The sequence below is a fragment of the Noviherbaspirillum suwonense genome, assembly GCF_900182955.1.
Classification (GTDB): domain Bacteria; phylum Pseudomonadota; class Gammaproteobacteria; order Burkholderiales; family Burkholderiaceae_D; genus Noviherbaspirillum_A; species Noviherbaspirillum_A suwonense.
Map to the genome: position 1 here is coordinate 86,213 of NZ_FXUL01000001.1, position 24,603 is coordinate 110,815.

Annotated in this window: 18 protein-coding genes and 1 tRNA gene; 10 read left to right on the plus strand and 9 right to left on the minus strand. The window is 66.9% G+C overall.

The features are described from left to right. Nucleotides 1-72: 72 nt before the first annotated feature. The 3 genes from QOL82_RS00430 to QOL82_RS00440 all read left to right on the plus strand — a co-directional run bounded on the left by QOL82_RS00430 (nucleotide 73) and on the right by QOL82_RS00440 (nucleotide 8,982). Nucleotides 73-5,835, plus strand: coding sequence for an alpha-2-macroglobulin family protein (locus QOL82_RS00430; RefSeq protein ID WP_283440250.1), 5,763 nt, complete (start codon nucleotides 73-75; stop codon nucleotides 5,833-5,835). Continuing rightward, the gene (gene pbpC, locus QOL82_RS00435; RefSeq protein ID WP_283440251.1) at nucleotides 5,832-7,961 is read left to right on the plus strand and encodes a penicillin-binding protein 1C; all 2,130 of its coding nucleotides are present in this window, start codon (nucleotides 5,832-5,834) and stop codon (nucleotides 7,959-7,961) included. Before QOL82_RS00430 ends, pbpC begins: the two co-directional genes overlap by 4 nt. A gap of 337 nt (nucleotides 7,962-8,298) precedes the next feature. Continuing rightward, nucleotides 8,299-8,982, plus strand: a complete 684-nt coding sequence (locus tag QOL82_RS00440) for an SDR family oxidoreductase (RefSeq protein WP_283440252.1) — start codon at nucleotides 8,299-8,301, stop codon at nucleotides 8,980-8,982. A 75-nt stretch (nucleotides 8,983-9,057) separates the two neighbouring features. On the opposite strand, the gene msrA is transcribed toward QOL82_RS00440, so the two are convergent. After that, nucleotides 9,058-9,675, minus strand: a complete 618-nt coding sequence (msrA, locus tag QOL82_RS00445) for a peptide-methionine (S)-S-oxide reductase MsrA (RefSeq protein WP_283440253.1) — start codon at nucleotides 9,673-9,675, stop codon at nucleotides 9,058-9,060. A 181-nt stretch (nucleotides 9,676-9,856) separates the two neighbouring features. Between msrA and QOL82_RS29215 the strand changes: the two genes are divergently transcribed. From QOL82_RS29215 to QOL82_RS00455, 3 genes are all read left to right on the plus strand, one after another. Next, entirely contained in the window at nucleotides 9,857-10,147 is a 291-nt protein-coding gene (locus tag QOL82_RS29215; protein WP_430438417.1) for a hypothetical protein, read from the plus strand. A 17-nt stretch (nucleotides 10,148-10,164) separates the two neighbouring features. After that, nucleotides 10,165-10,617, plus strand: coding sequence for a hemagglutinin repeat-containing protein (locus tag QOL82_RS29220; protein WP_430438418.1), 453 nt, complete (start codon nucleotides 10,165-10,167; stop codon nucleotides 10,615-10,617). Nucleotides 10,618-11,162: 545 nt separating this feature from the next. After that, nucleotides 11,163-11,726, plus strand: a complete 564-nt coding sequence (locus QOL82_RS00455; protein WP_283440255.1) for a hypothetical protein — start codon at nucleotides 11,163-11,165, stop codon at nucleotides 11,724-11,726. 68 nt (nucleotides 11,727-11,794) lie between these two features. Here the strand turns inward: QOL82_RS00455 and QOL82_RS00460 are convergent, their stop codons facing one another. Continuing rightward, complete coding sequence (locus QOL82_RS00460; RefSeq protein WP_283440256.1) at nucleotides 11,795-13,093, minus strand: NRAMP family divalent metal transporter; 1,299 nt, start codon at nucleotides 13,091-13,093, stop codon at nucleotides 11,795-11,797. 431 nt (nucleotides 13,094-13,524) lie between these two features. Here QOL82_RS00460 and paoA point away from each other — a divergent pair, with 431 nt between their 5' ends. From paoA to paoC, 3 genes are read left to right on the plus strand one after another with little or no spacing between them, the layout of a single operon-like run. After that, complete coding sequence (gene paoA, locus QOL82_RS00465) at nucleotides 13,525-14,172, plus strand: aldehyde dehydrogenase iron-sulfur subunit PaoA (protein ID WP_283440257.1); 648 nt, start codon at nucleotides 13,525-13,527, stop codon at nucleotides 14,170-14,172. Next, nucleotides 14,169-15,122, plus strand: coding sequence for an FAD binding domain-containing protein (locus QOL82_RS00470; RefSeq protein WP_283440258.1), 954 nt, complete (start codon nucleotides 14,169-14,171; stop codon nucleotides 15,120-15,122). Before paoA ends, QOL82_RS00470 begins: the two co-directional genes overlap by 4 nt. A gap of 4 nt (nucleotides 15,123-15,126) precedes the next feature. After that, on the plus strand, nucleotides 15,127-17,331 hold the full coding sequence (paoC, locus tag QOL82_RS00475) for an aldehyde oxidoreductase molybdenum-binding subunit PaoC (protein WP_283440259.1): 2,205 nt from the start codon (nucleotides 15,127-15,129) through the stop codon (nucleotides 17,329-17,331). 170 nt (nucleotides 17,332-17,501) lie between these two features. Here paoC and QOL82_RS00480 read toward each other — a convergent pair whose 3' ends face one another. The 5 genes from QOL82_RS00480 to mutL form a co-directional block, all read right to left on the minus strand. Beyond that, nucleotides 17,502-17,699, minus strand: a complete 198-nt coding sequence (locus QOL82_RS00480) for a calcium-binding protein (RefSeq protein WP_283440260.1) — start codon at nucleotides 17,697-17,699, stop codon at nucleotides 17,502-17,504. 182 nt (nucleotides 17,700-17,881) lie between these two features. Then, nucleotides 17,882-18,766, minus strand: a complete 885-nt coding sequence (locus QOL82_RS00485) for a DMT family transporter (RefSeq protein ID WP_283440261.1) — start codon at nucleotides 18,764-18,766, stop codon at nucleotides 17,882-17,884. Between the two features lie 162 nt (nucleotides 18,767-18,928). After that, nucleotides 18,929-19,005 (minus strand) — tRNA-Met (locus tag QOL82_RS00490). 69 nt (nucleotides 19,006-19,074) lie between these two features. Then, nucleotides 19,075-20,004 (minus strand): tRNA (adenosine(37)-N6)-dimethylallyltransferase MiaA, encoded by a 930-nt coding sequence (gene miaA / locus QOL82_RS00495; RefSeq protein WP_283440788.1) that lies wholly within the window; start codon nucleotides 20,002-20,004, stop codon nucleotides 19,075-19,077. Nucleotides 20,005-20,052: 48 nt separating this feature from the next. Then, a complete protein-coding gene (gene mutL, locus QOL82_RS00500) occupies nucleotides 20,053-21,927 on the minus strand; it encodes a DNA mismatch repair endonuclease MutL (RefSeq protein WP_283440262.1) in 1,875 nt (624 codons plus the stop codon). 134 nt (nucleotides 21,928-22,061) lie between these two features. Between mutL and QOL82_RS00505 the strand changes: the two genes are divergently transcribed. Beyond that, nucleotides 22,062-22,706 carry a VTT domain-containing protein gene (locus QOL82_RS00505; RefSeq protein WP_283440263.1) on the plus strand — a complete coding sequence of 215 codons (645 nt, stop codon included), beginning with the start codon at nucleotides 22,062-22,064 and terminating at the stop codon, nucleotides 22,704-22,706. A 70-nt stretch (nucleotides 22,707-22,776) separates the two neighbouring features. Here QOL82_RS00505 and QOL82_RS00510 read toward each other — a convergent pair whose 3' ends face one another. Beyond that, complete coding sequence (locus tag QOL82_RS00510) at nucleotides 22,777-24,120, minus strand: N-acetylmuramoyl-L-alanine amidase (protein ID WP_283440264.1); 1,344 nt, start codon at nucleotides 24,118-24,120, stop codon at nucleotides 22,777-22,779. After that, nucleotides 24,084-24,569: a tRNA (adenosine(37)-N6)-threonylcarbamoyltransferase complex ATPase subunit type 1 TsaE gene (tsaE, locus tag QOL82_RS00515; RefSeq protein WP_283440265.1), complete on the minus strand. Its 486-nt coding sequence runs from the start codon at nucleotides 24,567-24,569 to the stop codon at nucleotides 24,084-24,086. The genes QOL82_RS00510 and tsaE overlap by 37 nt, the downstream gene beginning before the upstream one ends. Between the last annotated feature and the right edge of the window lie 34 nt (nucleotides 24,570-24,603).

Sequence of the window (24,603 nt, forward strand, 5' to 3'; positions counted from 1 at the left end):
GGCCATCCGGCGTGACAGGATATCGGCGAATCGGCGTTCGACTGCCGCTCTACTTCGAAAGGAAAAAGCTTGATGAAACTGGTCAGCCGACTATGCGCCCTGGCGCTGCTGGTCTTGCCCCTGCTGGCCCAGGCCGGCGCGATCAGCCGGTTCTCGCCGCAGGGCGAGGTCGTCAATGTGCGCCAGGTCCGGGCTACCTTTTCCGAGCCGGCGGTGCGTTTCGGCGACCCGCGCGCGCCGGCGCCGTTCGACATCGCCTGCAGCGAGGCCGGCAGCGGCCGCTGGGCCGACGAGCGCAACTGGGTGTTCGACTTCAACCGCGACGTGCCGCCCGGCGTGCGCTGCAGCTTCACGGTCAAGCCCGACTTCCGGCTGCTGTCCGGCGCCGCGGTGAACGGTGCGAAGACCTATCGTTTCCAGACCGGCGGGCCGGCGGTGGTGCGCATCCATCCGTCCATTTCCCAGCTGCTCGACGAGGAACAGGTGTTCCTGCTGCTGCAGAACGGCCCGGTCGACAACGCCAGCCTGCTGGCGAATGTCTGGTGCGAGGCCGCCGGCGTGCAGGAGCGCATCCCGGTGAAGCTGGTCGCCGGCGCGGTGCGGGACGCGCTGGTCAAGCGCTTCGAGCCCAACGCGCCGCCGGAACGGCTGACTGCGCTGCAATGCGCGCAGCGCCTGCCCAACGAGGCGGCGGTGCAGCTGGTCTGGGGCAAGGGCGTCAGCACGCCCGGCGCCAATGGCGTGGCGCGCAGCGATGCGCAGACTTTCAAGTACGCGGTGCGCCGCGCCTTCTCCGCCAGCTTCAGCTGCGCCCGCGAGAATGCGCAGGCCGCCTGCGGGCCGCTGTCGCCGCTGCGCCTGTCGCTGAGCGCGCCGGTGGCGCGCGCGCTGGCGCAGAAGGTCACGCTGTCCGCCGGCAGCCGCACCATCGCCCCGGTGCTGGAAGGCGAGGCCGGCGACGAATTCGTCCAGGCGCTGTCGTTCAAGGCGCCGCTGCCCGAGAACAGCCCGCTGGTGCTCGCGCTGCCGCCGGACTTCCGCGACGACGCCGGCCGCCCGCTGGCCAATGCCAGCCTGTTTCCGATGCGGGTGCAGACCGCGGTCTACCCGCCGCTGGCCAAGTTCGCCGCAGCGCCGTTCGGCATCATCGAACTCGACGATGCGCCGGCCATGCCGGTCACCGTGCGCAATATCGAAGCCGACGCGCAGGTGCTGATGACGAACGGCCAGGCCGCGCCGACGGTGGGCAGCCTGCGGGTCGAGGGCGACGCCGCCATCATGGCCTGGATCGCGCGGCTGAGCCGCTATCACGAGTCGTCCATCGACATCGGCGGCAAGCCGGTCGAGACCCGCAGCCTGAGCCTGCTGGCCGCCGAACCTGGCGCGCGCCAGGTCGCGCTGCCCGCGCCGGACGGCGGCGCGAAGGAAGCACGGCCGTTCGAGGTGATCGGCGTCCCGTTGCCGGCGCCCGGCTTTTACGTGATGGAGCTGGCGTCGCAGCGGCTGGGCGCGGCCTTGCTGGGCAAGCCCGCGCCGATGTATGTGCGCACGTCGGCGCTGGTCACCAACCTGGCGGTGCACCTGAAGGTAGGCCGCGAGAACGGCGCGGTCTGGGTGACCACGCTGGACGGCGCCAGGCCGGTCGCCAACGCCGACGTGCGCATTGCCGACTGCTTCGGCAAGCCGCTGTGGCGCGGCGTGACCGGGGCCAACGGCGTGGCGATGGTGCCGCAGCAGCTTGACGTCGACTGCGGCAGCCAGCATTACGGGAAGCGCCTGGTGCAGGGCCTGTTCGTCAGCGCCCGGGCCACCGGGCGCGACGGCCGCGCCGACATGGCCTTCGCGCTGTCGAGCTGGAACAGCGGCATCGAACCGTTCCGCTTCAACCTGCCGACCGACGGCGCGCTGCCGGCCACGGTGCGCGCCCATACCGTGTTCGACCGCACGCTGCTGCGGGCCGGGCAGACAGTGTCGATGAAGCACCTGATCCGGGCCGAGACCGGCGCCGGTCTGGCGCTGCTGCCCGCGAACCGCCTGCCGAACCGGATGCGCATACAGCACCAGGGGAGCGGCCAGGAATACCGTTTTCCATTGAAATGGCGCGGCGGCGCCGCCAGCGACAGCATGTTCGCGATTCCGGCACAGGCCAGGCTGGGCCGCTATGACGTGATCCTGGACACCGGCCCGGCCGATGCCGGCGCCCTGGCGCCGCCGGATCCGGAAGCGCAGGAAGCGCGGGACCAGGAGGAGCCGTCCGCCAGCGCCTGGCGCAGCGGCAGCTTCCGGGTCGAGGAATTCCGGCTGCCGCTGCTGCAGGGACGCATCGCGCCGCCCAAGGCAGCCCAGGTCGCGCCGTCCGAGCTGCCGTTGACGCTGCAACTGAATTACCTGAACGGCGGCGGCGCGTCCGGCCTGCCGGTCACCCTGAGCGCGCTGCTGCGCGAACGCGCGCTGCGCTTTCCCGGCTACGACGATTTCAGCTTTGCCGGCAGCGCCGATGGCGTCAGCGACGACCGCAGGATCGTCGCCGACAAGCTGCCGGTGAAGCTCGACCGCAATGGCGTCGGCAATACCGTCGTGCGCGCGCTGCCGGCGCTGGCAAATGCTTCGGAACTGCTGAGCGAAATGCATTTCGCCGACCCGAATGGCGAGATCCAGACCGTGTCGCAGAGCACGCCGCTCTGGCCGGCGGCGCTGGTCGCCGGCATCCGGGCCGACTCCTGGGCTGCGCTGAAAAAGAACGCGACGCTGACCGCGGTCGCGCTCGACCTCGACGGCAAGCCGCGCGCCGGCGTGCCGCTGGAAATCACCGGCGCGCTGAAGCAGCGCAACGCGCACCGCAAGCGCATGGTCGGCGGGTTCTATGCGTACGAGGAGAACACCAGCAGCCGCGACCTGGGCCGCCTGTGCAGCGGCAAGTCGGATGCGCGCGGGATGCTGCAATGCGAGGCCGGGTTCGGCGACACCGGCGAAGTCGTGCTTACCGCGTTCGTCACCGACGCCGCCGGCCGCCGCGCGCAGGCGGCGACCACGGTCTGGGTCGGCGGCTCGGACGACAACTGGTTCGGCGCCGGCAACCAGGACCGCATCGACGTGCTGCCGGAGAAGAAGCAATACGCGCCGGGCGAGACGGCGGTGTTCCAGGTGCGCATGCCGTTTCGCGAGGCGACCGCGCTGGTGGCCATCGAACGCGAAGGCGTGATCGAAACCAGCGTCGCCACGCTGTCCGGCAGTTCGCCGGTGATCAGGGTGCCGGTGACGGCGGCCCATGCGCCGAACATCTACGTGTCGGTGCTGGCCGTGCGCCCGCGCCTGCGCGAGGTCAAATGGTATTCGTTCTTCAGCTGGGGCTGGCGCGAGCCGCGCAACTGGCTGGCCGACTTCCGCGCCTGGCAGGCGCCCGGCCCGACGGTGGACCTGGCGCGGCCGGCATTCCGCTTCGGCGTCGCCGAGATCGCCGTCGGCGCCGCCAGCCACCAGCTCGCGGTCAAGGTCAGCACGCCGCAGGCCAGCTACCCGGTGCGCGGCCGGGCGGTGGCGACGGTGCAGGTCAATCTGCCCGACGGCAAGCCGGCGGCCGGCGCCGAGATCGCGCTGGCCGCGGTCGATGAAGCGCTGCTCGAGCTGCAGCCCAACGACAGCTGGAACCTGCTGCCGGCGATGCTGCAGCGGCGCAGCTACGGCGTGCAGACCGCCACCGCGCAGTTGCAGATCGTCGGCAAGCGGCATTACGGCCGCAAGGCAATGCCGCCCGGCGGCGGCGGCGGCCGGGCGGCGACGCGGGAGCTGCTGGACACGCTGCTGCTGTGGCGGCCCGCCGTGCTGCTGGACGCGAATGGCCGCGCGCAGGTCGAGGTGCCTCTGAACGATGCGCTGTCGGGTTTTCGCATCGTCGCGGTGGCCACCAGCGGCGCCGGCCTGTACGGCTACGGCTCGACCAGCATACGCACGACCCAGGATTTGCAGCTGATCGCCGGACTGCCGCCGCTGGTGCGGCAGGGCGACCGCTACAGCGCGATGGCGACCGTGCGCAATGGCGCGGAACGGCCGATGGACATCGACGTCAGCGCGCTGGTCGACGGCAAGCTGCTGGAGACCGCGCCGCGCCGTGTCCGGCTCGCCGCCGGCGATGCGCAGGAATTCGCGTGGCAGGTCACCGCGCCGGCCAGCGGCGAGCAGCTGGGCTGGGAGCTGCGGGCGCAGGAAGCCGGCGGCGCCGGCGCGAAGGATGCGCTGAAGGTCAGCCAGAAGCTGCTGCCGGCGGTGCCGGTCACCGTGCAGCAGGCGACGCTGTTCCAGCTCGACAGGAGCCGCAGCATCGAGCTGGCGGCGCCCGCCGGCGCCTTGCCCGGGCGCGGCGGCGTCACGGTCATGCTGGCGCCGGGACTGGCCGGGGCGGCGGACGGCCTGCGCCGCTACTTCAGGGACTATCCGTACAGCTGCCTGGAGCAGAAGGCGTCGCGCGCGGTCGGGCTGGACGACCAGGCCGGCTGGCAGCGCCTGACAGCCGAGCTGCCGGCCTATCTCGACAGCAATGGCCTGGCGCGCTACTACCCATCGACCAGCGGCGACGTGCCGGGCAGCGCGGCGCTGACCGCCTACCTGCTGGCGCTTGCGCACGAGGCCGGCTGGTCGCTGCCGGACGAGGGGCGGGAGCGGATGCTGCGCGGGCTGCAGGCCTTCGTCGAAGGCCGCATCGACGCCAGCGGCGACTGGGCTCCGCGCAAGGACATCGATATCCGCCGCCTGTCGGCGCTGGAAGCGCTGTCGCGCTACGGCAGGCTGCCGCCGCGCGGACTGGATGCGATACCGATCACGCCCGGACAGTGGCCGACCTCGGCGCTGCTGGACTGGGTCGCCATCCTGCGCCGCACGCCGGAACTGCCGTCGCAGGCGCGCCGGCTGGAGGAAGCCGGCCAGGAATTGCGCGGCCGCCTCAATTTCCAGGGCAGCCGCATGGGCTTCTCCAGCGAGTCCGGCGACAACTGGTTCTGGCTGATGGCCGGCGCCGACGCCAATGCGGCGCGCCTGGTGCTGATGGCAGTCGACGACCCCGCATGGCGCGAGGACATGGGCCGGCTGCTGACCGGCGCGATCGGACGCCAGCAGCGCGGCCACTGGGATACCACGACCGCCAATGCCTGGGGCATGCTGGCGCTGCGCAAGTTCTCGGCCGTGTTCGAGGCCGAGGCGCCGGGCGGCGCAACCCGCATCGTGCTGCGCCAGGGCGAGGCGGACAGCACGGCCAGCCACGGCTGGGCCGGCGGCAAGCCGGGCCGCGTCGAATTGCCATGGAAGGCCGGGCCGTCCACGAACGGCAGCGTCACGCTGACCCAGGACGGGCCCGGCAAGCCCTGGATCACGCTGCAAAGCCTGGCCGCGGTGCCGCTGGCCGCGCCCTGGTCCAGCGGCTACCGCATCAAGCGCAGCATCGCGATGGTCGACCAGAAGCAGCCCGGCGTGCTCAGCCGCGGCGACATCATGCGCATCACGCTGGAGGTCGACGCGCAGGCCGACATGACGCAGGTCGCGCTGACCGACCCGGTGCCGGCCGGCGCCACCGTGCTCGGCTCCGGCCTCGGCCGCGATTCGGCCATCGCCGCATCGTCGGCATCGACCGCGCAGCAGGGCGCGGCCTGGCTGGCCTACGAGGAACGCAGCTTCGACAGCGTGCGCGCCTATTACGGCTATATGCCCAAGGGCGTCTTTAAATACAGCTACACGGTGCGCCTGAATAATCCGGGCGTGTTCCAGATGCCGCCGACCCGGGTCGAGGCCATGTATGCGCCCGAGATGCACGGCATGTCGCCGAATGCCGCGGTGGAGGTCAAATGAAGCGCCTGCTGCCCGCGCTTGCCTTGGTGCTTGCCTTCAGATGCGCATCGTCGGCGGCGCATGCCCTGCCTTCGTATGCCGACGTCCGCGCGGCTTACCGGCCGTCCGACGCGCTGCTGCTGGACCGGCACGGCGCGCCGCTGCAGCAGGTGCGCGTCGACGCCACCGTGCGCCGCCTGCCGTGGGTGGCGCTGGCCGACGTCTCGCCGGCGCTGCGCGCGGCCCTGCTGGCGTCGGAGGACAAGCGCTTCTACCAGCATGCCGGCGTCGACTGGGACGCGGTGGCGGCGGCTGCCTGGGGCGGCCTGTGGCACAGCCGCACCCGCGGCGCGTCCACCATCACGATGCAGCTGGCCGGGCTGCTCGACGACGACCTGCGGCGCGGCGCCGCGCCGCGCAGCGGCAGCCGCAAGGTGGCGCAGGCGCTGGCAGCGCAGTCGCTGGAGCGAAACTGGCGCAAGGACCAGATCCTGGAAGCCTATCTGAACCTGGTCAGCTTCCGCGGCGAACTGGTCGGCGTGCATGCGCTGGCGCGGATCCTGTTCGGCAAGCACCCCGACGGGCTGGACCAGGTCGAGTCGGCGCTGGCCGCGGCGCTGATCCGCGCGCCCAACGCCGCCCCGGCGCTGGTTGCGCGCCGCGCCTGCGCGATCCTGAGCGGGCAAGGCGCGCCGGGTCTTTGCGGCGGGCTGGACGGCGTCGCCCAGCTGGTGCTGGCGCGCATGGCCGGGCCGGACCGCGCCGTGGCGGGCGCGCCGCAACTGGCGCCGCATCTCGGGCGGCGCCTGCTGGCCGCGGCTGGCGGACCCGTCGCCAGCACGCTCGACGCCGGCCTGCAGCGCCATGCGCGCGACGCGCTGCAGCGGCACCTGGCGGCGCTGGGCGGCAGCAATGTGGAAGACGGCGCGGTGCTGGTGCTGGACAATGCCAGCGGCGACGTGCTGGCCTGGGTCGGCTCCAGCGGCGCGCTGTCGGACGCCGGCCAGGTCGACGCGGTGCTGGCGCTGCGTCAGGCCGGCTCGACCCTGAAACCCTTCCTCTACAGCCTGGCGCTGGAGCAGCGCTGGCTGACCGCGGCCTCGCTGCTGGACGACAGCCCGCTGAACCTGGCGACCGCGTCCGGCCTCTACATGCCGCAGAACTACGACCAGCAGTACAAGGGACTGGTCAGCCTGCGCACCGCGCTGGCATCCTCGCTCAACATTCCGGCGGTGCGCACGCTGGTGACAGTCACCCCGGAGCGCCTGTTCCAGCGTTTGCAGGCGCTCGGTTTCAACCTGCGCGAATCCGGCGACTATTACGGCTACAGCCTGGCGCTCGGCAGCGCCGACGTCAGCCTGCTGGCGCTGACCAACGCCTATCGCGCGCTGGCCGCCGGCGGGCTCTACCAGCCGGTGCGCACAGTGCTGGCGGCGCCGGCAGGCAGGCCGACGCCCGCAGTCGATCCCGGCGCCGCATGGATCATCGGCGACATCCTGTCCGACCCCAGCGCCCGCGCCCGCACCTTCGGCCTGGACAGCGTGCTGTCCACCCGCAGCTGGAGCGCGGTCAAGACCGGCACCTCCAAGGACATGCGCGACAACTGGTGCATCGGCTATTCGGCCCGCTACACGGTGGGCGTCTGGGTCGGCAACGCCTCCGGCGCGCCGATGTGGAATGTCTCCGGCGTCACCGGCGCGGCGCCCGTCTGGCAGGACGTGATGCACTACCTGCATGCCGGCGCGCCGGCGCCGCAGCCGCCCGCGCCGGGCAGCGTGCAGGCGCAGGCCATCCGCTACGAGGATCGTGCCGAGGCCGCGCGCACCGAGTTTTTCCTGGCCGGCACCGCGCAGCCGGTGATCATGCGGGCAGATGCCGCACAGATCAGCCCGGCGATCCGCTATCCGACGCCCGGCATGGTGGTTGCGCTGGACCCGGACATCCCGCCGTCGCGGCAGCGCATCCGCCCGGTGGCGGACGGCGCAGGCGTGGCCCGCTGGCGACTCGACGGCAAGCCGCTGCCCGGCAGCGACTGGGCGCCGTGGCCGGGACGGCATGCGCTGGCGCTGGTCGACGCCGGCGGCAAGGTGCTGGACGAGGTGCATTTCGAAGTGCGCGGCGCGGTGGTGAGGGAAGGGCGCAAATGAGGCTGGGGAATAAAGTTGCGGTCAGGCGCTAAAGTTTGGTGGTAGAAGGCCGTAGATAACTTGTAGTCTCCTTCAGCGTTATTTTTCTACCCGCCGACATTGGCGGGTATTTTTTTGGGCCTGCTCCATGCCCGGAATCCTGCTTCATGCGTGCAAAGGCCGTCCTCCCGCACACTTTGCTAAACTGCGCATTCCCTTGGACACTCCCGATCCGCCATGCGCAATTTCTCCATCCCCGCCTTGCGCGCCAATCTCGCGTTCTGGTCCGTCGCCGCTGCGCTGATGATCATCGACGACGCCGCAATGCTTGCGCTGCTGTTCTGCTAGGAGCCTGACCATGGCCATGCCCGACCTTGCCGGCAAGCGCGTTCTGATCACCCAGGCCGATGCCTTCATGGGCCCGGTGCTCTGCAGCGTATTCGCCGAGCTTGGCGCCGATGTCGTTGCCGACATCCGTTCGCTGCTGGCGCCGGAAGCGGCGGCCGCGGCAGTGCGGGAAGCCGGCCATATCGACGTGCTGCTGCTGAACCTGGCCGTTCCGGCGCCGACCACCAGCGCCGTCGATGCCACCGACGCGGAATGGGCGCATGTGTTCGGCCACATGGTCGACCCGATGGCGCGGCTGGTGCGGGCGGCATTGCCGGACATGGTGGCAAGGCGCGCCGGCAAGATCCTGCTGATGGGCAGCGCGTCGGCGCTGCGCGGCATGAAGCGCGCATCCAGCTACAGCGCCGCGCGCGGCGCGCAGTTGGCCTACATCCAGGCGGTCGGCGTCGAAGTGGCGCAGCACAATGTGCAGGTCAACGCGATCGCCCAGAACTTCGTCGACAATCCGACCTATTTCCCGCCCGAAGTCCAGGCGCTGCCAGCCTTCCAGGAAAGGCTGCGGCGCGAAGTGCCGCTGGGCCGGCTGGTGGCGCCGCGCGAGGATGCATTGTTTGCTGCCTTCCTGTGCAGCGACGCCACCGGCTGCTTCGTCGGGCAGGTGTTTCCGGTCTGCGGCGGCTGGGCGCCGCGCTGACGAATGCCGCGCGGAGCTTGCGACAGGTTCGCGCCGTGACGTCCCGCGCACCTTCCCGCGGTATCGGCTGACGCGCTAGTTCGCCTTGCCCCACACCTCGGCCAGCCGCGCGTCGCGGCCGCAGTTGAGCCGGTAGAACTTGTAGCGCACCGGGTTTTTCTTGTAGTAGTCCTGGTGATACGCCTCGGCCAGGTAGAACGGCCTGGCAGCCACCACCTCGGTATAGATCTGCTTGAATCGACCCTGCTTCTCAAGTTGCGCCTTGCTCGCCAGCGCCGCCGCGCGCTGCGCTTCGCCGTGGTAATAAATGCCGGTCCGGTACTGGCTGCCGACATCGCAGAACTGCCGGTCCTTGACGGTCGGGTCTATCGTGCGCCAGTAGTGCTCGACCAACTGCGCATAGCTGACTTTCGCCGGGTCATAGCGCACCCGCACCGCCTCGGTATGGCCGGTCTTGCCGGCGCTGACCTGTTCATAAGTCGGTTCCTTGACCTGGCCGCCGGTATAGCCGGACTCGGCCTCGATCACGCCGGGCAGTTTCTCGAAATCGGCCTCGGTGCACCAGAAGCAGCCGCCGGCGAAGATGGCGGTGGCGGTGGCGGAGGGCGCAGACGGCGGAGCAGCGGGCGCATCGGCTGCGGAAGCCAGGCCATGGGCCAGCAGCAGCAGGACGCTGGCAAGGAAGGTTTTCATTAGATGCTCCTCGATGGTTGTAGATGCTTTCTGTTGCACGCCCAGCAGGGTATCGAGCGAAAGGAAGCCGGGACCGTAATGATGAAAATAAGACAGCGAACCTTCATGCGATGCATCCTACACCGGCACGGTCAACAGCGGGATCGGGATCGAGCTGGCGGCAGCCAACAGCGCGCGCGACGTGGCGACAAACGGCGTCAATGTCAGCGTCAGCATCACAGGCGGCCATAGCGAAATTTGCAAGACCGAAACGCACAGCCTCAACTCCGTTGCGGGCAGTAGCATTGCCGCCGGACGGGACCTGTCCATTATCGCCACCGGCGGCGGCAAGGACAGCAACATCAATGTTGTCGGCAGCCCCCTGAGTGGGAATAGCAAGGACATTTATCCGCGCCGACAACCAGGTCAGCCTGGGCTCTTCGCAAGACCTCAAGGAACAGCACAGCAGCAGGAGCATGAGCGCCGCGGCTGACGTGGGCACCAAGGGCAATGCCATTGGCGTGGCCAGCATCGCGCACCCAGGAAGATGGCAACGGCGCGACCAAGCGCAACACCCATGTCAGCGGCGGCGACAGCGTGACCGTCTTCAGCGGCGACGCCAATATCAAGGGCGCGGTCATAGCGGGCGGCAAGGTCATTGCCGACATCGGCGGCGACCTCGACATCGAATCGCGCCAGGACACCGCGAGGTTCGACAGCAAAAGCCAGAGCGCCAGCATGTCCGGCATGGCCGGCTGGGTTCCATCGGTATCGGCCAGCTGCAGCCAGAGCGCAATCTGGCGGCGACTTTGCCAGCGTGCGGGAGCAAAGCGGACATCTTTCTTCATCTGTCGTTGCAGGCGGAATCGGATTTACCGTACCCATCAGCATTCAGATCGAATCCCCCATTGGGGCCAACGTTTGTCCCATCAGGAGTTGCAAAACGAAATGGGCTCATATTGAGGCTGCTGAAGACTCTGAAAAGCGCCTCTGCCGGGCGCTCATGCACCTGCTTTCACGCCTCAGCAGTAATACACGGGCGCTCCTCTGCACGCATCACCAGATCCAACAATCTCCACATCAATAAACGATCAGAAATTAATTGAACAACAGTTCAAACGTGGCTACGAACGCACCCGTTGGTAGGCAAAAAGATCAAGGCTGCGCATCCGCAACGTGCAATCGATGTATCAGCAATCGCAGGTTGCGCGATGGGCAAGTGGACGTGCGTGGAGCCGAGGGGCAGTCAAACCAGCCTCTCAGGGGATTCAGCATAGTCCCAGCAAGCCATTGCACATGCCGGGTGCAATCTGGAGACCGCGCCCCTTACGTTTTTAGTCGCCTTGGTCCGCAACACACCGTCTTCGTGAACAGGCAAGCATCGCGGGCTTATCGCAGCGCGGTGTGCTTCGACACACGCTATCCGTAGTGCCGCCCGACGTGCGCCTGCGTCGGTCCGGCATTTTATGCATCAGGCGCAATGACCCTCTCACCAAATGAAAACTCTCATGCGTTCCATGATTACCCTTGCCGTTGTCGCCACTGCACTGAGTGCATGCGGCGGCGGAGGTGACAACAGCAGCGGCGCCACCACGTCAATTGCGCAAATGGCAGGCACTTACATCATGCCCTGCACAGGCACGACCTTCGCTCCGTCGGCAAACCCGACTGACCCCAAGAGCGAGTCGGAAACCGCAACTATCGTTATTTCCGCGGATGCCGCCAGCGGCAAGGCAACCATCAGCGCGCAACGCCGGTACTATCTGAACAGCACGACCTGCGATGCAGCGGCGCTCGAATTTGACCTGACGTTCTTTGGCACCGCGGCTGATAAATCCGGAAGCAAAATTTATACGGGTCCCGCCGGCAAGCCTGTTACGGCCAGCGTTGCAAGCATCGCTTATACCGGCCTGAGATTTTCCAAGGGCAATATCAGTTTCAAACTGCCGGCGGCAGGCGCCACCGTCGATAAAGCCTACGTCCTCGACAACAACGTGCTTTACCTGAGCAAGGGCTCGCGCGGCCCCGATGGACTGGGCGACACATTGACGCGAGGCGCCGTCAAGCAATAGCAGTAGTGCAGTAATGCAGTAGTGAACGGTGGCAGCTCTCGGGCTGCCACCGTTCCCGGCTTCATCCATCACGCCAGCGTCACAAACATCGCGACCACCGCCACTGCCATCACCCCGGTCGCCAGCCACCCCAGCCACTTCAGCCGCCGCGTCACCACGAAGCGTCCCATCACGTCAGTGCGCGTTGCCATCAGCATCATCACCGCCATGATGGGCACCGAGATCACGCCGTTGATCACGGCGCTCCAGTACAGCGCCTTGATCGGGTCGATCGGTGCGAAGCAGAGCGCTACGCCGACAAGCGTGGACACCGCGATGATGCTGTAGAAGCGCTTGGCCATTGCCGGCTTGTGCTCCAGCCCTTTCTTCCAGTTGAATGCGCCGGCCATTGCATAGGCGGCCGAGCCTGCCAGCACCGGCACGGCCAGGAGGCCGGTGCCGATGATGCCGGCGGCGAACAGCAGGAAGGCAAATTCGCCGGCGATGGGGCGCAGGGCGCTGGCCGCCTGGGCCGAGGTCTCGATGTCCGTCACGCCGTGCAGGCTCAGCGTCATCGCCGTGGTCAGCATGATGAAAAACGCGACCAGGTTGGAAAAGCCCATGCCGAAATAGGTGTCGATCTTGATGCGCAGAAAACTGGCGCGCGCCTGGTTTGGCGCATCCTTCAGCGGCAGCGCATGCGGGTCGGCTTCCAGTTCCTCGACTTCCTGCGACGCCTGCCAGAAGAACAGGTAGGGGCTGATCGTGGTGCCGAAGACCGCGACCAGCGTGGTGATGGTCGCGGCATTCCATTCGAACCTGGGCCGGACCATGGCGCTGGCCACGTCCCACCAGGAAATATGGATGACGAACACGGTGGCGACGTATGCCAGCAGCCCCAGCGTGAGCCACTTGAGAATCCGCACGTAGCGGCTGTAGGGGATGAATATCTGCAGCACCAGCGACACCACGCCGAATGCCGCGGCATACACATGCGTCGGACCGCCGATGAGCAGCGCCAGCGCGTCGCCCATGGCGGAGACGTCGGCGGCGATGTTGATGGTGTTGGCCACCATCAGCGAGCCGACGATCAGGTACAGCAGCCAGCGCGGGTAGTGCATGCGGATATTGCCTGCCAGCCCCTTGCCGGTGACGCGGCCGATGCGCGCGCTCACGACCTGGATGCCCACCATCAGCGGATAGGTGAACGCCATCGACCAGAGCAGGTTCAAGCCGAATTGCGCGCCGGCCTGGGAATAGGTTGCAATGCCGCTCGGGTCGTCGTCCGCTGCGCCGGTGATGAGGCCGGGGCCAAGCTTTGCGAGCCAGTCGCGCAGCGTCATGCGGCCGTCGGTTGCGCGTGCCGGGGTGCTTGTTGGATTTTTCATGAAACTGACTCGCTGCTGGCAAGTTAAGGGGCCTGCCGGAAAGGCGGCAACCTTCACGGCAGCGGGATTTTACGCCGACTTCCGGTTTCCCGAATATCCTTCCAGCAATATGCCATGACGCACAAATCGAAAGCTGGCGGTCGCTGGCCGGCCCCGGGTATGAACGTAGCGCAGCCTTGCCCGCTTTTAGCGCTGCATCTGCCTTGGTCAAACCCTTGCGCAGCCTCTACAGGCAGGCAATACGTCAAGCTTTCGGCGGATGCCGCGCCGGTTGTCCGGACAAAGTGGAACTTACTGAACTGTTAACCATTCTTCAACTGGATACAGCGCGCAAGGATAGTCCTTACCCGCCCGACGATCGTCGGCCAGCGCCGCCAGCCAGGATGCACGGCGGGGTGGCCAGATCAACAGCTCACAGGATGCATACCGTTATGGACGACCTCAGCAACATCAAAATTTCAAGGCGCAACATGCTTATTACCAGTGCGATATCGGCGACCGCCCTCAGCGTTCCCGCAGTGGCTGGCGCGCAGGCGTCGGCGTCGGCCAGCGCGGAACCAGCGCCGGTCATGAGCAAGCTGTCCCTCAACGTCAACGGCGAAGTCCACCAGATGGAAGTGGACACGCGCACCACGCTGCTCGATGCGCTGCGCGAAAACCTGCACCTGACCGGGACCAAGAAAGGCTGCGACCACGGCCAGTGCGGCGCCTGCACCGTCATCGTCGACGGCCGGCGCATCAATTCCTGCCTGAGCTTGGCGGTGATGCACGACAAGTCCAAGGTCACGACCATCGAGGGCCTGGGCACCGTCGGCAAGCTGCATCCGATGCAGGCTGCCTTCATCAAGCATGACGGCTATCAATGTGGCTACTGCACGCCCGGGCAGATCTGTTCGGCCGTGGCGACGCTGGACGAAATCAAGCAGGGCATCCCGAGCCATGTCAGCGCCGACCTGACCGCGCGGCCGCTGCTGAGCGCCGACGAGATCCGCGAGCGGATGAGCGGCAACATCTGCCGCTGCGGCGCGTATTCGAACATCGTCGACGCGATGACCGAAGTCGCCGGAGGTGCCGCATGAAAGCCTTTACCTATCTGCGCGCAGGCACGCCGGCCGAGGCCGCTGCAGCCGCGCTGCAGCATCCCCGCGCCCGCTTCATTGCCGGCGGCACCAACCTGCTCGACCTGATGAAGCTGGAAATCGAGACGCCCACCCACCTGATCGACGTCAATGGCCTGGCGCTCGACAAGATGGAAGCCACGCCGGCGGGCGGCCTGCGCATCGGCGCGCTGGTGCGCAACACCGACCTCGCCGCCGATGAAAACGTGCGCCGCCATTACGGCGTGCTGTCGCGCGCGCTGCTGTCGGGCGCATCCGGCCAGCTGCGCAACAAGGCGACCACCGCCGGCAACCTGCTGCAGCGCACCCGCTGCCCTTACTTCTACGACACCAACCAGCCGTGCAACAAGCGCAGCCCAGGCAGCGGTTGCTCGGCCCTCAACGGCTATAGCCGCCAGCTGGCGATCGTCGGGGCCAGCGACGCATGCATCGCGACCCATCCGAGCGACATGGCCGTGGCCATGCGCATCCTGGACGCCGAGGTCGAGACCGTGCGGCCGGATGGAACGACGCGCGTGATCCCCATCGCCGACTTCCACAAGCTGCCGGGGACGACGCCGCATATTGAAAATGCGCTGGTCCCGGGCGAGCTGATCACCGCGGTGACGCTGCCCAAGCCGGTCGGCGGCGCCCATGTCTACCGCAAGGTGCGCGACCGGTCCTCGTATGCGTTCGCACTGATCTCGGTGGCCGCCATCGTGCAGCCGGACGGCAGCGGGCGGGTCGCCCTGGGCGGCGTCGCGCACAAGCCGTGGCGCGTCGAAGGCGCCGAGCAGAAGATGCGCAACGGCGCCAAGGCGGTGGTCGACGGCCTGCTCGCCGACGCCAGAACAACGCCGGAAAACGCGTTCAAGGTTCCCCTGGTCCAGCGCACATTGCATTCGGTGCTGGCAGAAGTGAAGAAAGGCTGAGCAAATGAAATTTACCACTCCCGCAACCACCAACCCGATCGACCAGCTCAAGGTCATCGGCAAGCCGACCGACCGCATCGACGGCGCGCTCAAGACCACCGGCACGGCCCCTTACGCCTACGAGCAGAACAAGGTCGCGCCGAATGCCGCATACGGCCACGTGGTGGGCGCGGCGATCGCCAAGGGCCGCATTGCGTCGATGGACACCAGCGAAGCCAGGCGCGCGCCGGGCGTGCTGGCGGTCATCACCGCCGACAATGTCGGCAAGCTGGGCAAGGGCAGCAAGAACACCGCGAAGCTGCTGGCCGGGCCCGATATCGAGCATTATCACCAGGCGATCGCGCTGGTGGTGGCCGAGACCTTCGAGCAGGCGCGCGCCGCCGGCCAGCTGGTGCGCGTGAAATATGCCGCCGAGAAGGGCGAGTACAGCCTGGAAAAGGCCAAGGGTTCGGCCACCAAGCCGAAGTCCGAGGACAGCCCGCCGGACAGCAAGGCCGGTGACTTTGCCGGCGCGTTTGCCTCCGCGCCGGTGAAGCTGGACGCCACCTACACCACGCCCGACCAGTCGCACGCGATGATGGAGCCGCATGCGTCCATCGCTGCATGGGACGGCGACAAGCTCACCGTCTGGACTTCCAACCAGATGATAGGCTGGGGCCACGACGACCTGGCCAGGACGCTGAATATTCCCAAGGACAGGGTGCGCATGGTGTCGCCGTTCATCGGCGGCGGCTTTGGCGGCAAGCTGTTCCTGCGGACCGAGGCGCTGCTGGCGTCGCTCGGCGCCTGGGCGGTGAAACGCCCAGTGAAGGTCGCGCTGACACGGCCGATGATGTTCAACAACACCACCCATCGCCCGGCGACCATACAGCGCATTCGCATCGGCGCCAACCGGAACGGCAAGATCACCGCCATCGGCCATGAAAGCTGGTCGGGCGACCTGCCCGGCGGGCAGCCAGAAACCGCCGTGATGCAAACGCGCCTGCTCTATGCCGGCGCGAACCGCATGACGAAAATGCGGCTTGCCGTGCTCGACCTGCCCGAGGGCAATGCGATGCGCGCGCCCGGCGAGGCGCCGGGCCTGATGGCGCTCGAAATTGCGATCGACGAGATGGCCGAGAAGCTCAACATGGACCCGGTGGCGTTCCGCGTGATCAACGACACCCAGGTCGACCCGGAGAAGCCCGATCGTCCGTTCTCCCAGCGCCGGCTGATCCAGTGCATGCGCACCGGCGCAGAGAAGTTCGGCTGGAATGCGCGCAATCCGAAGCCGGCGCAGGTCCGCGACGGCCGTTGGCTGATCGGCTACGGCGTGGCCGCGGCATTCCGCAACAACCTCGTGATGAAGTCGGCGGCCCGCATACGCCTCGACCGCAACGGCGTCGTCACGGTGGAAACCGACATGACCGACATCGGCACCGGCAGCTATACCATCATTGCCCAGACCGCCGCCGAGATGATGGGCGTGGGCCTGGACAAGGTCGTCGTCAAGCTGGGCGACTCGAACTTCCCGGTGTCCGCCGGGTCGGGCGGGCAATGGGGCGGCAACAGCTCGACGGCAGGCGTGTATGCGGCCTGCATGAAGATGCGCGAGGCCGTGACCAGGCAGCTGGGCATGGACACGGCGGCGTCCGAGTTTTCTGGCGGCATGGTGCGTGCTGGCGGACAGTCGGTGCCGCTGGCGCAGGCGGCCGAAGGCGGCGAACTGGTAGCGGAAGACCATATGGAATACGGCGACCTGGACAAGAAATACCAGCAGTCGACGTTCGGCGCGCACTTCGTCGAAGTCGCGGTCGATGCCGCCACCGGCGAGACCCGCGTCAGGCGCATGCTGGCGGTATGCGCCGCCGGCCGCATCCTGAACCCGAAGTCGGCGCGCAGCCAGGTGATCGGCGCGATGACCATGGGCCTGGGCGCGGCGCTGATGGAAGACCTGGTGGTCGACCAGCGTTATGGGTATTTCGTCAACCATGACCTGGCAGGGTACGAAGTGCCGGTACATGCCGACGTGCCGCACCAGGACGTGATCTTCCTGGACGAAACCGACCCGATCTCGTCGCCGATGAAGGCCAAGGGCGTCGGCGAACTGGGTATCTGCGGCGTGGCTGCGGCGATTGCCAATGCCGTCTACAACGCCACCGGCGTACGGGTGCGGGAGTATCCGGTCACGCTGGACAAGCATCTGGAGAAATTGCCAGCCCTGGTATAGGGAAGCGATGGGTCGGGGCAGGCTGCTCGCCGGTGAGTAGCCTGGCCCGGAGCGGAAATCGTGGAGAAAGATCATCGCGGGCAGAAGGCTGCTCGTAATATTTTGAAAAGCAGTCTTCGCCTGCAAAACCTTGGTAGAGGTCTTCGGTATTCCAGAGGCGATAACAGGGTCTAACGGGCGCTGTCAGCGCCGCCTGACAAGCTATCCGCACCAGTGCCGCCTTCCAGGACATCATTACCGCCATTGCCAATCAAGGTATCGTTTCCAGCGCCGCCGTTCATCGTGTCGGCGCCGCCGCCATCGAGCAGGTCGTCACCATCCAGCCCGTTTAATGTGTCATCTCCATTCGTGCCCGTCCTGGCAGCCATGCCGCCTCCCGCTGAAGGATTTGCGGTTGATTACTTCCCCAATAAACAGCCTCTGCTCTAGCCGCCAGATTCGCTAACACAAGGTGATTGTTTTTGACAATCAAGGAACAATGTCACCGTGAGTTACCACGGTGAGGCCGCAATCAGGGCACCTTTTTGTCCGCCAGGACGGCACCGGTTTTTCAGGATTTTCGTTCCCCACGGGCCGTCACGAGCGCAACGCCGGCACAGGTGATCACGATGCCGATAAGGGTAAGCGCAGTGGGAACCACCCCGAACATTCCCCATTCCAGCAGCACCGCGACGATGGGCGTCAGAAAGAACAGGCTGGTTACCTTGGTCGCATGGCCGCGCCGCATCAGGGTATGCAGGACATTAACCGCAAGAATCGATGCGAACACCACAAGAAACACGATGGCTGCAATGAGCTGCCAACTCCAGCGCACCGCAAATCCGTCGATGCCAACGGCGAGCGGCGCCAGCACGGCCAGCGAGACGAGAAACTGGATGAACGCCGCGCTGCGCAGATCGGCATCCCGGCAAAACGCCCGCTGGTAAAGCGTGCCGCTCGTGATCGCCGCCAGCGACACGGCCACGGCCACAAAGCTCGCCAGGCTGCCCGCCTGCAGGTTGACCTTGTACCAGACCACGAGGCTGACCCCTGCCAGCGCAATCGCCACGCCCAGCCACTGACGCCGCAGCAGCTTCTCGCCCAGCATCTGCGACGCGAATATCGCTGTGAACAGCGGTTGTGTCGCCAGCAGCAGCGCCGTAATCCCGGCAGACATGCCGAGGTATTGCGCATAATGGCTGCCGCCCAGGTTGACCGCATGCATCAGCAGCCCCGCAACGCAGATGTGCAGCACTTCGCGTTTCGTGGAGGGCCAGCGCGGACGTGATGCCAGCACCCAGAGCGCCAGGCACAGCACCCCGAAGGCGTAGCGCAGCGAGAGGAAGGTCAACGGCGCCGCATATTGCATGCCCGTCTTGCTGGCAAGATATCCCGAACCCCAGACCAGCACGAAAAACCAGGCGAGCAGGAAGTCGAAGCGGTCGTTGGCGGGCATACGGACGGAGGCAGGTGGCCGGGAAATTGCCATGATACCGTCGGCGCAGTGGCTTGGAGGTGGCGTATGGCAACGCGTGGACGCTGCGGGGCAAACAAAAAACCCGCGTTCTCAAAAGAGAAACGCGGGCTTTTGCGGTGCTTTACTGCATCAAACGTGTTCTGGTGGTGATAGGTGGACTTGAACCACCGACCCCAGCATTATGAGTGCTGTGCTCTAACCAACTGAGCTATATCACCAAACAAGCCCGAGATTTTGACGTCCCCGCCAAAATCTGTCAAGCCTGTGCGGCGCTCTGTATGCAAATTTCAGCCATCTGTGCGCTCCCACCGTGCGATCTCGGCCATGATCCGTTCCGCCGGTGCGGGTTCAGGCGCCAGGCAGTCGATGACGATCCGGTCCGGCATCGAGCGCAGCCAGGTCAGCTGCCGCTTCGCCAGCTGGCGGGTGGCGGCGATGCCCTTGTCGCGCAGGGTGGCGCGGTCGATCTGGCCATCCAGGTATTCCCAGGCCTGGCGGTAGCCGACGCAGCGCATCGACGGCAGTCCCGGATGCAGGTCGCCGCGCGTGCGCAGGCGCCGCACTTCGGCCAGCAGGCCGCCGTTGGCGCGGTCCAGCATCGCGTCGAAACGGGTGGCGATGCGCTGGTGGAGCACGGCGCGGTCCGACGGCTCCAACGCGATGGGCAGCAGCCGGAAGGGCAGGGGTTCAGGTACGGCCTGTGCGAGCAGTTCGGACATCGGCTGGCCGGTCAGCCGGATGATTTCCAGCGCGCGCTGTATCCGCTGGCTGTCGTTCGGCTTCAGGCGCGCGGCGGTGGGCGCATCGAGCGTGGCCAGGCGGGCGTGCATTGCCGGCATGCCGAGTTCGGCGGCGTCGCGGTCCAGTTCGGCCCGGATCAGCGGGTCGGCCGGCGGCAGCGCGTCGAGGCCGTCGCGCAGCGCCTTGAAGTAGAGCATGGTGCCGCCGACCAGCAGCGGCAGCGCGCCGCGCTGGCGGATTTCATCCACCAGCCGAAGCGCATCGGCGCGGAACTGCATCACCGAATAGCTTTCGGCGGGGTCGATGATGTCGATCAGGTGATGCGGCACCGCGGCCAGTTCATCGGGCGTCGGCTTGGCGGTGCCGATGTCCATGCCGCGGTAGACCAGCGCGGAATCGACCGAGATGATTTCACAGGGACGGCGGCGCGCGATTTCCAGCGCGGCGCCGGTCTTGCCGGAAGCGGTCGGCCCCATGATGGCGACCGCGAGCGGCAGGCGCGCCGGTGTGTCGTTGGTCACCGCCTATTGCCCGCGCAGGAACAGCCGGTCCAGCTCGGCCAGGCCCAGCTGCACCCAGGTCGGACGGCCATGGTTGCACTGGTCGGCGCGTTCGGTCGCTTCCATCTGGCGCAGCAGCGCATTCATTTCCGGGACGGTGAGCATGCGGTTGGCCCGCACCGCGGTATGGCAGGCCAGCGTGCCCAGCAGCTCGTTGCGGCGCTCGACCAGCAGGCGCGAGCCGCCGTATTCGCGGACATCGCGCAGCACGTCGCGCGCCAGGCCCTGGGCGTCGGCATTTTTCAGCAGCGCCGGGATGGAGCGCACCGCCAGCGTGGTCGGCGACATGACCGCGATGTCGAAGCCCAGCGTCTGCAGCGTCTCGCGGTTTTCCTCGGCGGCACCGACTTCCACCGGGTCGGCGAAAAACGTGACGGGGATCAGCAGCGGCTGCACCTGCACCGCGTCCTCGTCCAGCGCCTGCTTGAACTGCTCGTAAAGGATGCGCTCGTGCGCCGCATGCATGTCGACCAGCACCAGGCCGGCGGCGTTCTGCGCCAGCACGAAGACGCCGTGCAGCTGCGCCAGCGCGAAGCCGAGCGGGAATTCCTGCGACTGCGCATCCGCGGCCGGTGGGGCGGCGACGTAGGGCGCGTCCGGCTCGCGGACCTGGCTGTCCGCCGCGGCGTCGGACTGCTGGCGCAAGCCGTCGAACAGCGCGCCGTAACTGGCTGTCGACTGCGTCACGCCGCCGGTGTCCTGCTGGCCGAAGCGCGGCGTGAACTGGGCGCCGAAACTGGCCTGCTGCGGCGGCGGCCGCTGCCACGAGGAAGCGGACAGGGCGCCGCCCAGCGTGGCCGCGGGCTGCGGCGCCGGCACCGTGCCGGCCGCGGTGGCGGACGTCTTGCCCAGCGTGCGGCTGATTGCGTGGAACACGAACTGGTGCACCGCGCGGCTGTCGCGGAAGCGCACCTCGATCTTGGACGGATGCACGTTCACGTCGACCAGCGTCGGGTCCAGGTCCAGCCGCAGCACATAGGACGGATAACGGTCGCCATGCAGCACATCCTGGTAGGCGGCGCGCACCGCGTGGGTCAGCAGCTTGTCGCGCACGAAGCGGCCGTTGACGTAGAAGTACTGCGCATCGGCGCGCAGCCTGGCCGCGGTCGGCAAGCCGGCATATCCGTGGATGCGCAGTTCGCCGCTGGCTTCCTCCAGCGCCAGCCTGGCCTGGGCGAAGCCCTCGCCCAGCAGTTGCGCGCTGCGCTTGTCCATCTCGCAGGCGGTCCAGTGCTCGACCGTGCGGCCGTTATGGGTCAGGGTGAAGCCGACGTCGGGACGGGCCAGCGCGATGCGCCTGACCACTTCGGCGCAATGACCGTACTCGGTCTGGTCCGACTTCAGGAACTTGCGGCGCGCCGGCGTATTGAAGTACAGGTCCTGCACGTCGACCGTGGTGCCGACCGCGCCGGAGGCGGGCGACGGCTGCATCGCGCCGGGACCGATCTCCCACGCATGCGGCGCGTCGGCGGTGCGCGAGGTCAGCGTCAGCTGGGCCACCGACGCGATGGACGCCAGCGCCTCGCCCCGGAAGCCCAGCGACATCACGCTTTCCAGGTCGGTCAGCGTGGCGATCTTCGATGTCGCATGGCGGGCCAGCGCCAGCGGCAGTTCTTCCGGCGGAATGCCGCGGCCGTTGTCGCAGACGGCGATGCGCTTGACCCCGCCCTGGTCGAGCCGGATGGTGACCTGGGTGGCGCCGGCGTCGAGCGCGTTTTCCAGCAGTTCCTTGACCACCGCGGCCGGCCGTTCGATGACCTCGCCGGCGGCGATCTGGGAAATGAGCTGGTCGGACAAGGGCTGGATGGCGCGGCGCGCCGGCTGGAAGGGAGCATTCATGCATCGATTATAGCGTCCTACCTGCATGAAGTTTGCGCGCAGTCGTCCGCTGAACGACCGTCAAAACGGGTCATTTTGACAAGCAGTGGTGTATGATTCCGCGGCACTTTACGCACTCGAACTAAGGGGAAACAATGGATTTCATGCAATTTGTCGACATGATCCTGCACGTGGACAAGTCACTCGGCAGGGTAATCGCCGAATACGGCCAGATGGTCTATGCAGTGCTGTCGGCCATCGTGTTCGCCGAAACCGGCCTGGTGATATTTCCCTTCCTTCCTGGCGACACGCTGCTGTTCATCGCCGGTGCGTTTGCCGCGACCGGCGAGCTGAATTACTGGGTGCTGGTCGGCCTGCTGGTGTTCGCGGCCGTGGCCGGCAACACCGTCAACTACATGATAGGCGCGGCGATCGGGCAGAAGGTCTTTACCCACGACTACCGCTGGCTGGACAAGAAGGCGCTGCAGAAGACCCATGCCTTCTACGAGAACCACGGCGGCAAGACCATCATCCTGGCGCGCTTCGTGCCCGTGGTCCGCACCTTCGCGCCATTCGTCGCCGGCGTGTCCGGCATGAGCGTGGCGAAATTCCAGTTCTTCAACATCACCGGCGCGCTGATATGGGTGGTCGGACTGGTCACCGCCGGCTATTTCTTCGGCAACATCCCGGTGATCCGCGACCACCTGACAGTGATCGTGCTGGTCGGCGTCGGCGCGGCGGCGATCCCGGTGGCACTGGGCGCGCTGTACAAGTTTTACCAGCGGTTCGCACGCAGCTGATAAAACTGGCGAGGCCGCCGCAGGGCGGGCCTCGCCGGCCGGCGGCAACGCGCGCCGGCTTTAGCCCAGGTCAGGTCAGGCGATTCTTCGCCAGCGGCGGATTCTTCGAGAAGTACTTGCGGATGCCGTTCATCAGCGCGTCCGCCATCTGGTTCTGGTAGCCGTCGTCGGTCAGCCGCGCCTCTTCCTCCGGGTTGGAGATGAAGGCGGTTTCCACCAGGATGCTGGGAATGTCCGGCGCTTTCAGCACCGCGAAGCCGGCCTGTTCGACCGATCCCTTGTGCAGCTTGTTGATGCCGCCGATCTCGCCGAGCACCGCGCGCGCGAGCTTCATGCTGTCGTTGATCTGCGCGGTGGTCGAGAGGTCGAGCAGCACGCTGGCCAGTTGATGATCCTGGCCGCGCAGGTTGACGCCGCCGATCAGGTCGGCCGAGTTTTCCTTGTTGGCCAGCCAGCGCGCGGCAGTCGAGCTGGCGCCTTTTTCCGACAGCGCGAAGACCGACGAGCCGCGCGCGGTCGGCTCGACAAACGCATCCGCATGGATGGACACGAACAGGTCGGCCTGCACCTTGCGCGCCTTCTGCACCCGCACCTGCAGCGGCACGAAGTAGTCGGCGTCGCGCGTGAGCATCACCCGCATGTTGGGCTGCTGTTCGATGCGCGCCTTGAGCCGCTTGGCGATCGCCAGCACCACGTCCTTCTCGCGGCTGCCGGAAGCGCCGATGGCGCCCGGGTCCTCGCCGCCATGGCCGGGGTCGAGCGCGATGGTGATCATCCGGGTGAGCTTGGGCGGCGGGTCGTCGGGCTGCTCGGATTTCGCGATTTGCGGTTCGCTCGCCCGCGGCTTGGGCTGACGCCTTTCGTCGGTCATCGGCGCGCCGAACTCGGGCGGCAATTCCTTGGGCATTTCCTTCATCCAGTCGCCCTTGGCGATCAGCGCGGCGATCGGGTCGGGCGGGTTGACCGGGTACAGGTCGAAGATGAGCCGATGCTGGTAGGTTCCGACCGGCGGCAGCACGAACACCTGCGGCCGCACTTCCTCCTTCAGGTCGAACACCAGCCGGACCACGCTCGGCCGGTTCTGGCCGACACGCACCTGGCGGATGTATGGGTCGTTCGACTGTATCTTGGCCACCAGGCTTTTCAGCGCCGGGTTCAGGTCGATGCCCTCGATGTCGACCACCATGCGTTCCGGGTCCTTGACCAGGAAATGGGTCGTCTTCAGGTTGCTGTCGTTTTCCAGCGTGACGCGGGTATATTCCTCTGCAGGCCAGACCCGCACGCCGACGATCTGCGTTGCCCGCGCCGGCGTTGCGCCCATCACCGACAGAAGCAACGTGCCGCCCGCCTTGAGCATGACGCGGCGGTTGCGGGAAGTCAGAGATTGGGAGCGAAGTGCAGGCGTTCGAGGCATAGGGAACCTTGCTGAGACAAGGCCTGCAATTCTACCTTACGCCCCTCGCCATGCACGGTGAGGAAGACGTTAATGTCGGGCGGAGGCAACAAGTCGCCAGCCTTTTCCGGCCACTCTATGATGCAGACGGTACGGTGGTTGAAATACTCGCGGAAACCGGCGTCGAGGAACTCTTCCTCGCTGGCCATCCGGTACAGGTCGAAATGCACGACCTCGACCGGCTGCCCGGACAGCTGCACGGTGTACGGTTCGGCCAGCGTGTAGGTGGGGCTCTTTACATGGCCGGGGTGGCCGGCCGCATGCAGCAGCGCCCGGGTCAGCGCGGTCTTGCCGGCGCCGAGGTCGCCATGCAGGTAGATGGTCAGGCCCGGCGCAAGCGCCCGCGACAGCGCCGCGCCCAGCGCCAGCGTGCCGGCTTCATCCTTCAGTTCTGCTTCAAAGTGACGCATCTTTTAAAATAGCTGCCTGTCAGAGAGGGAATAA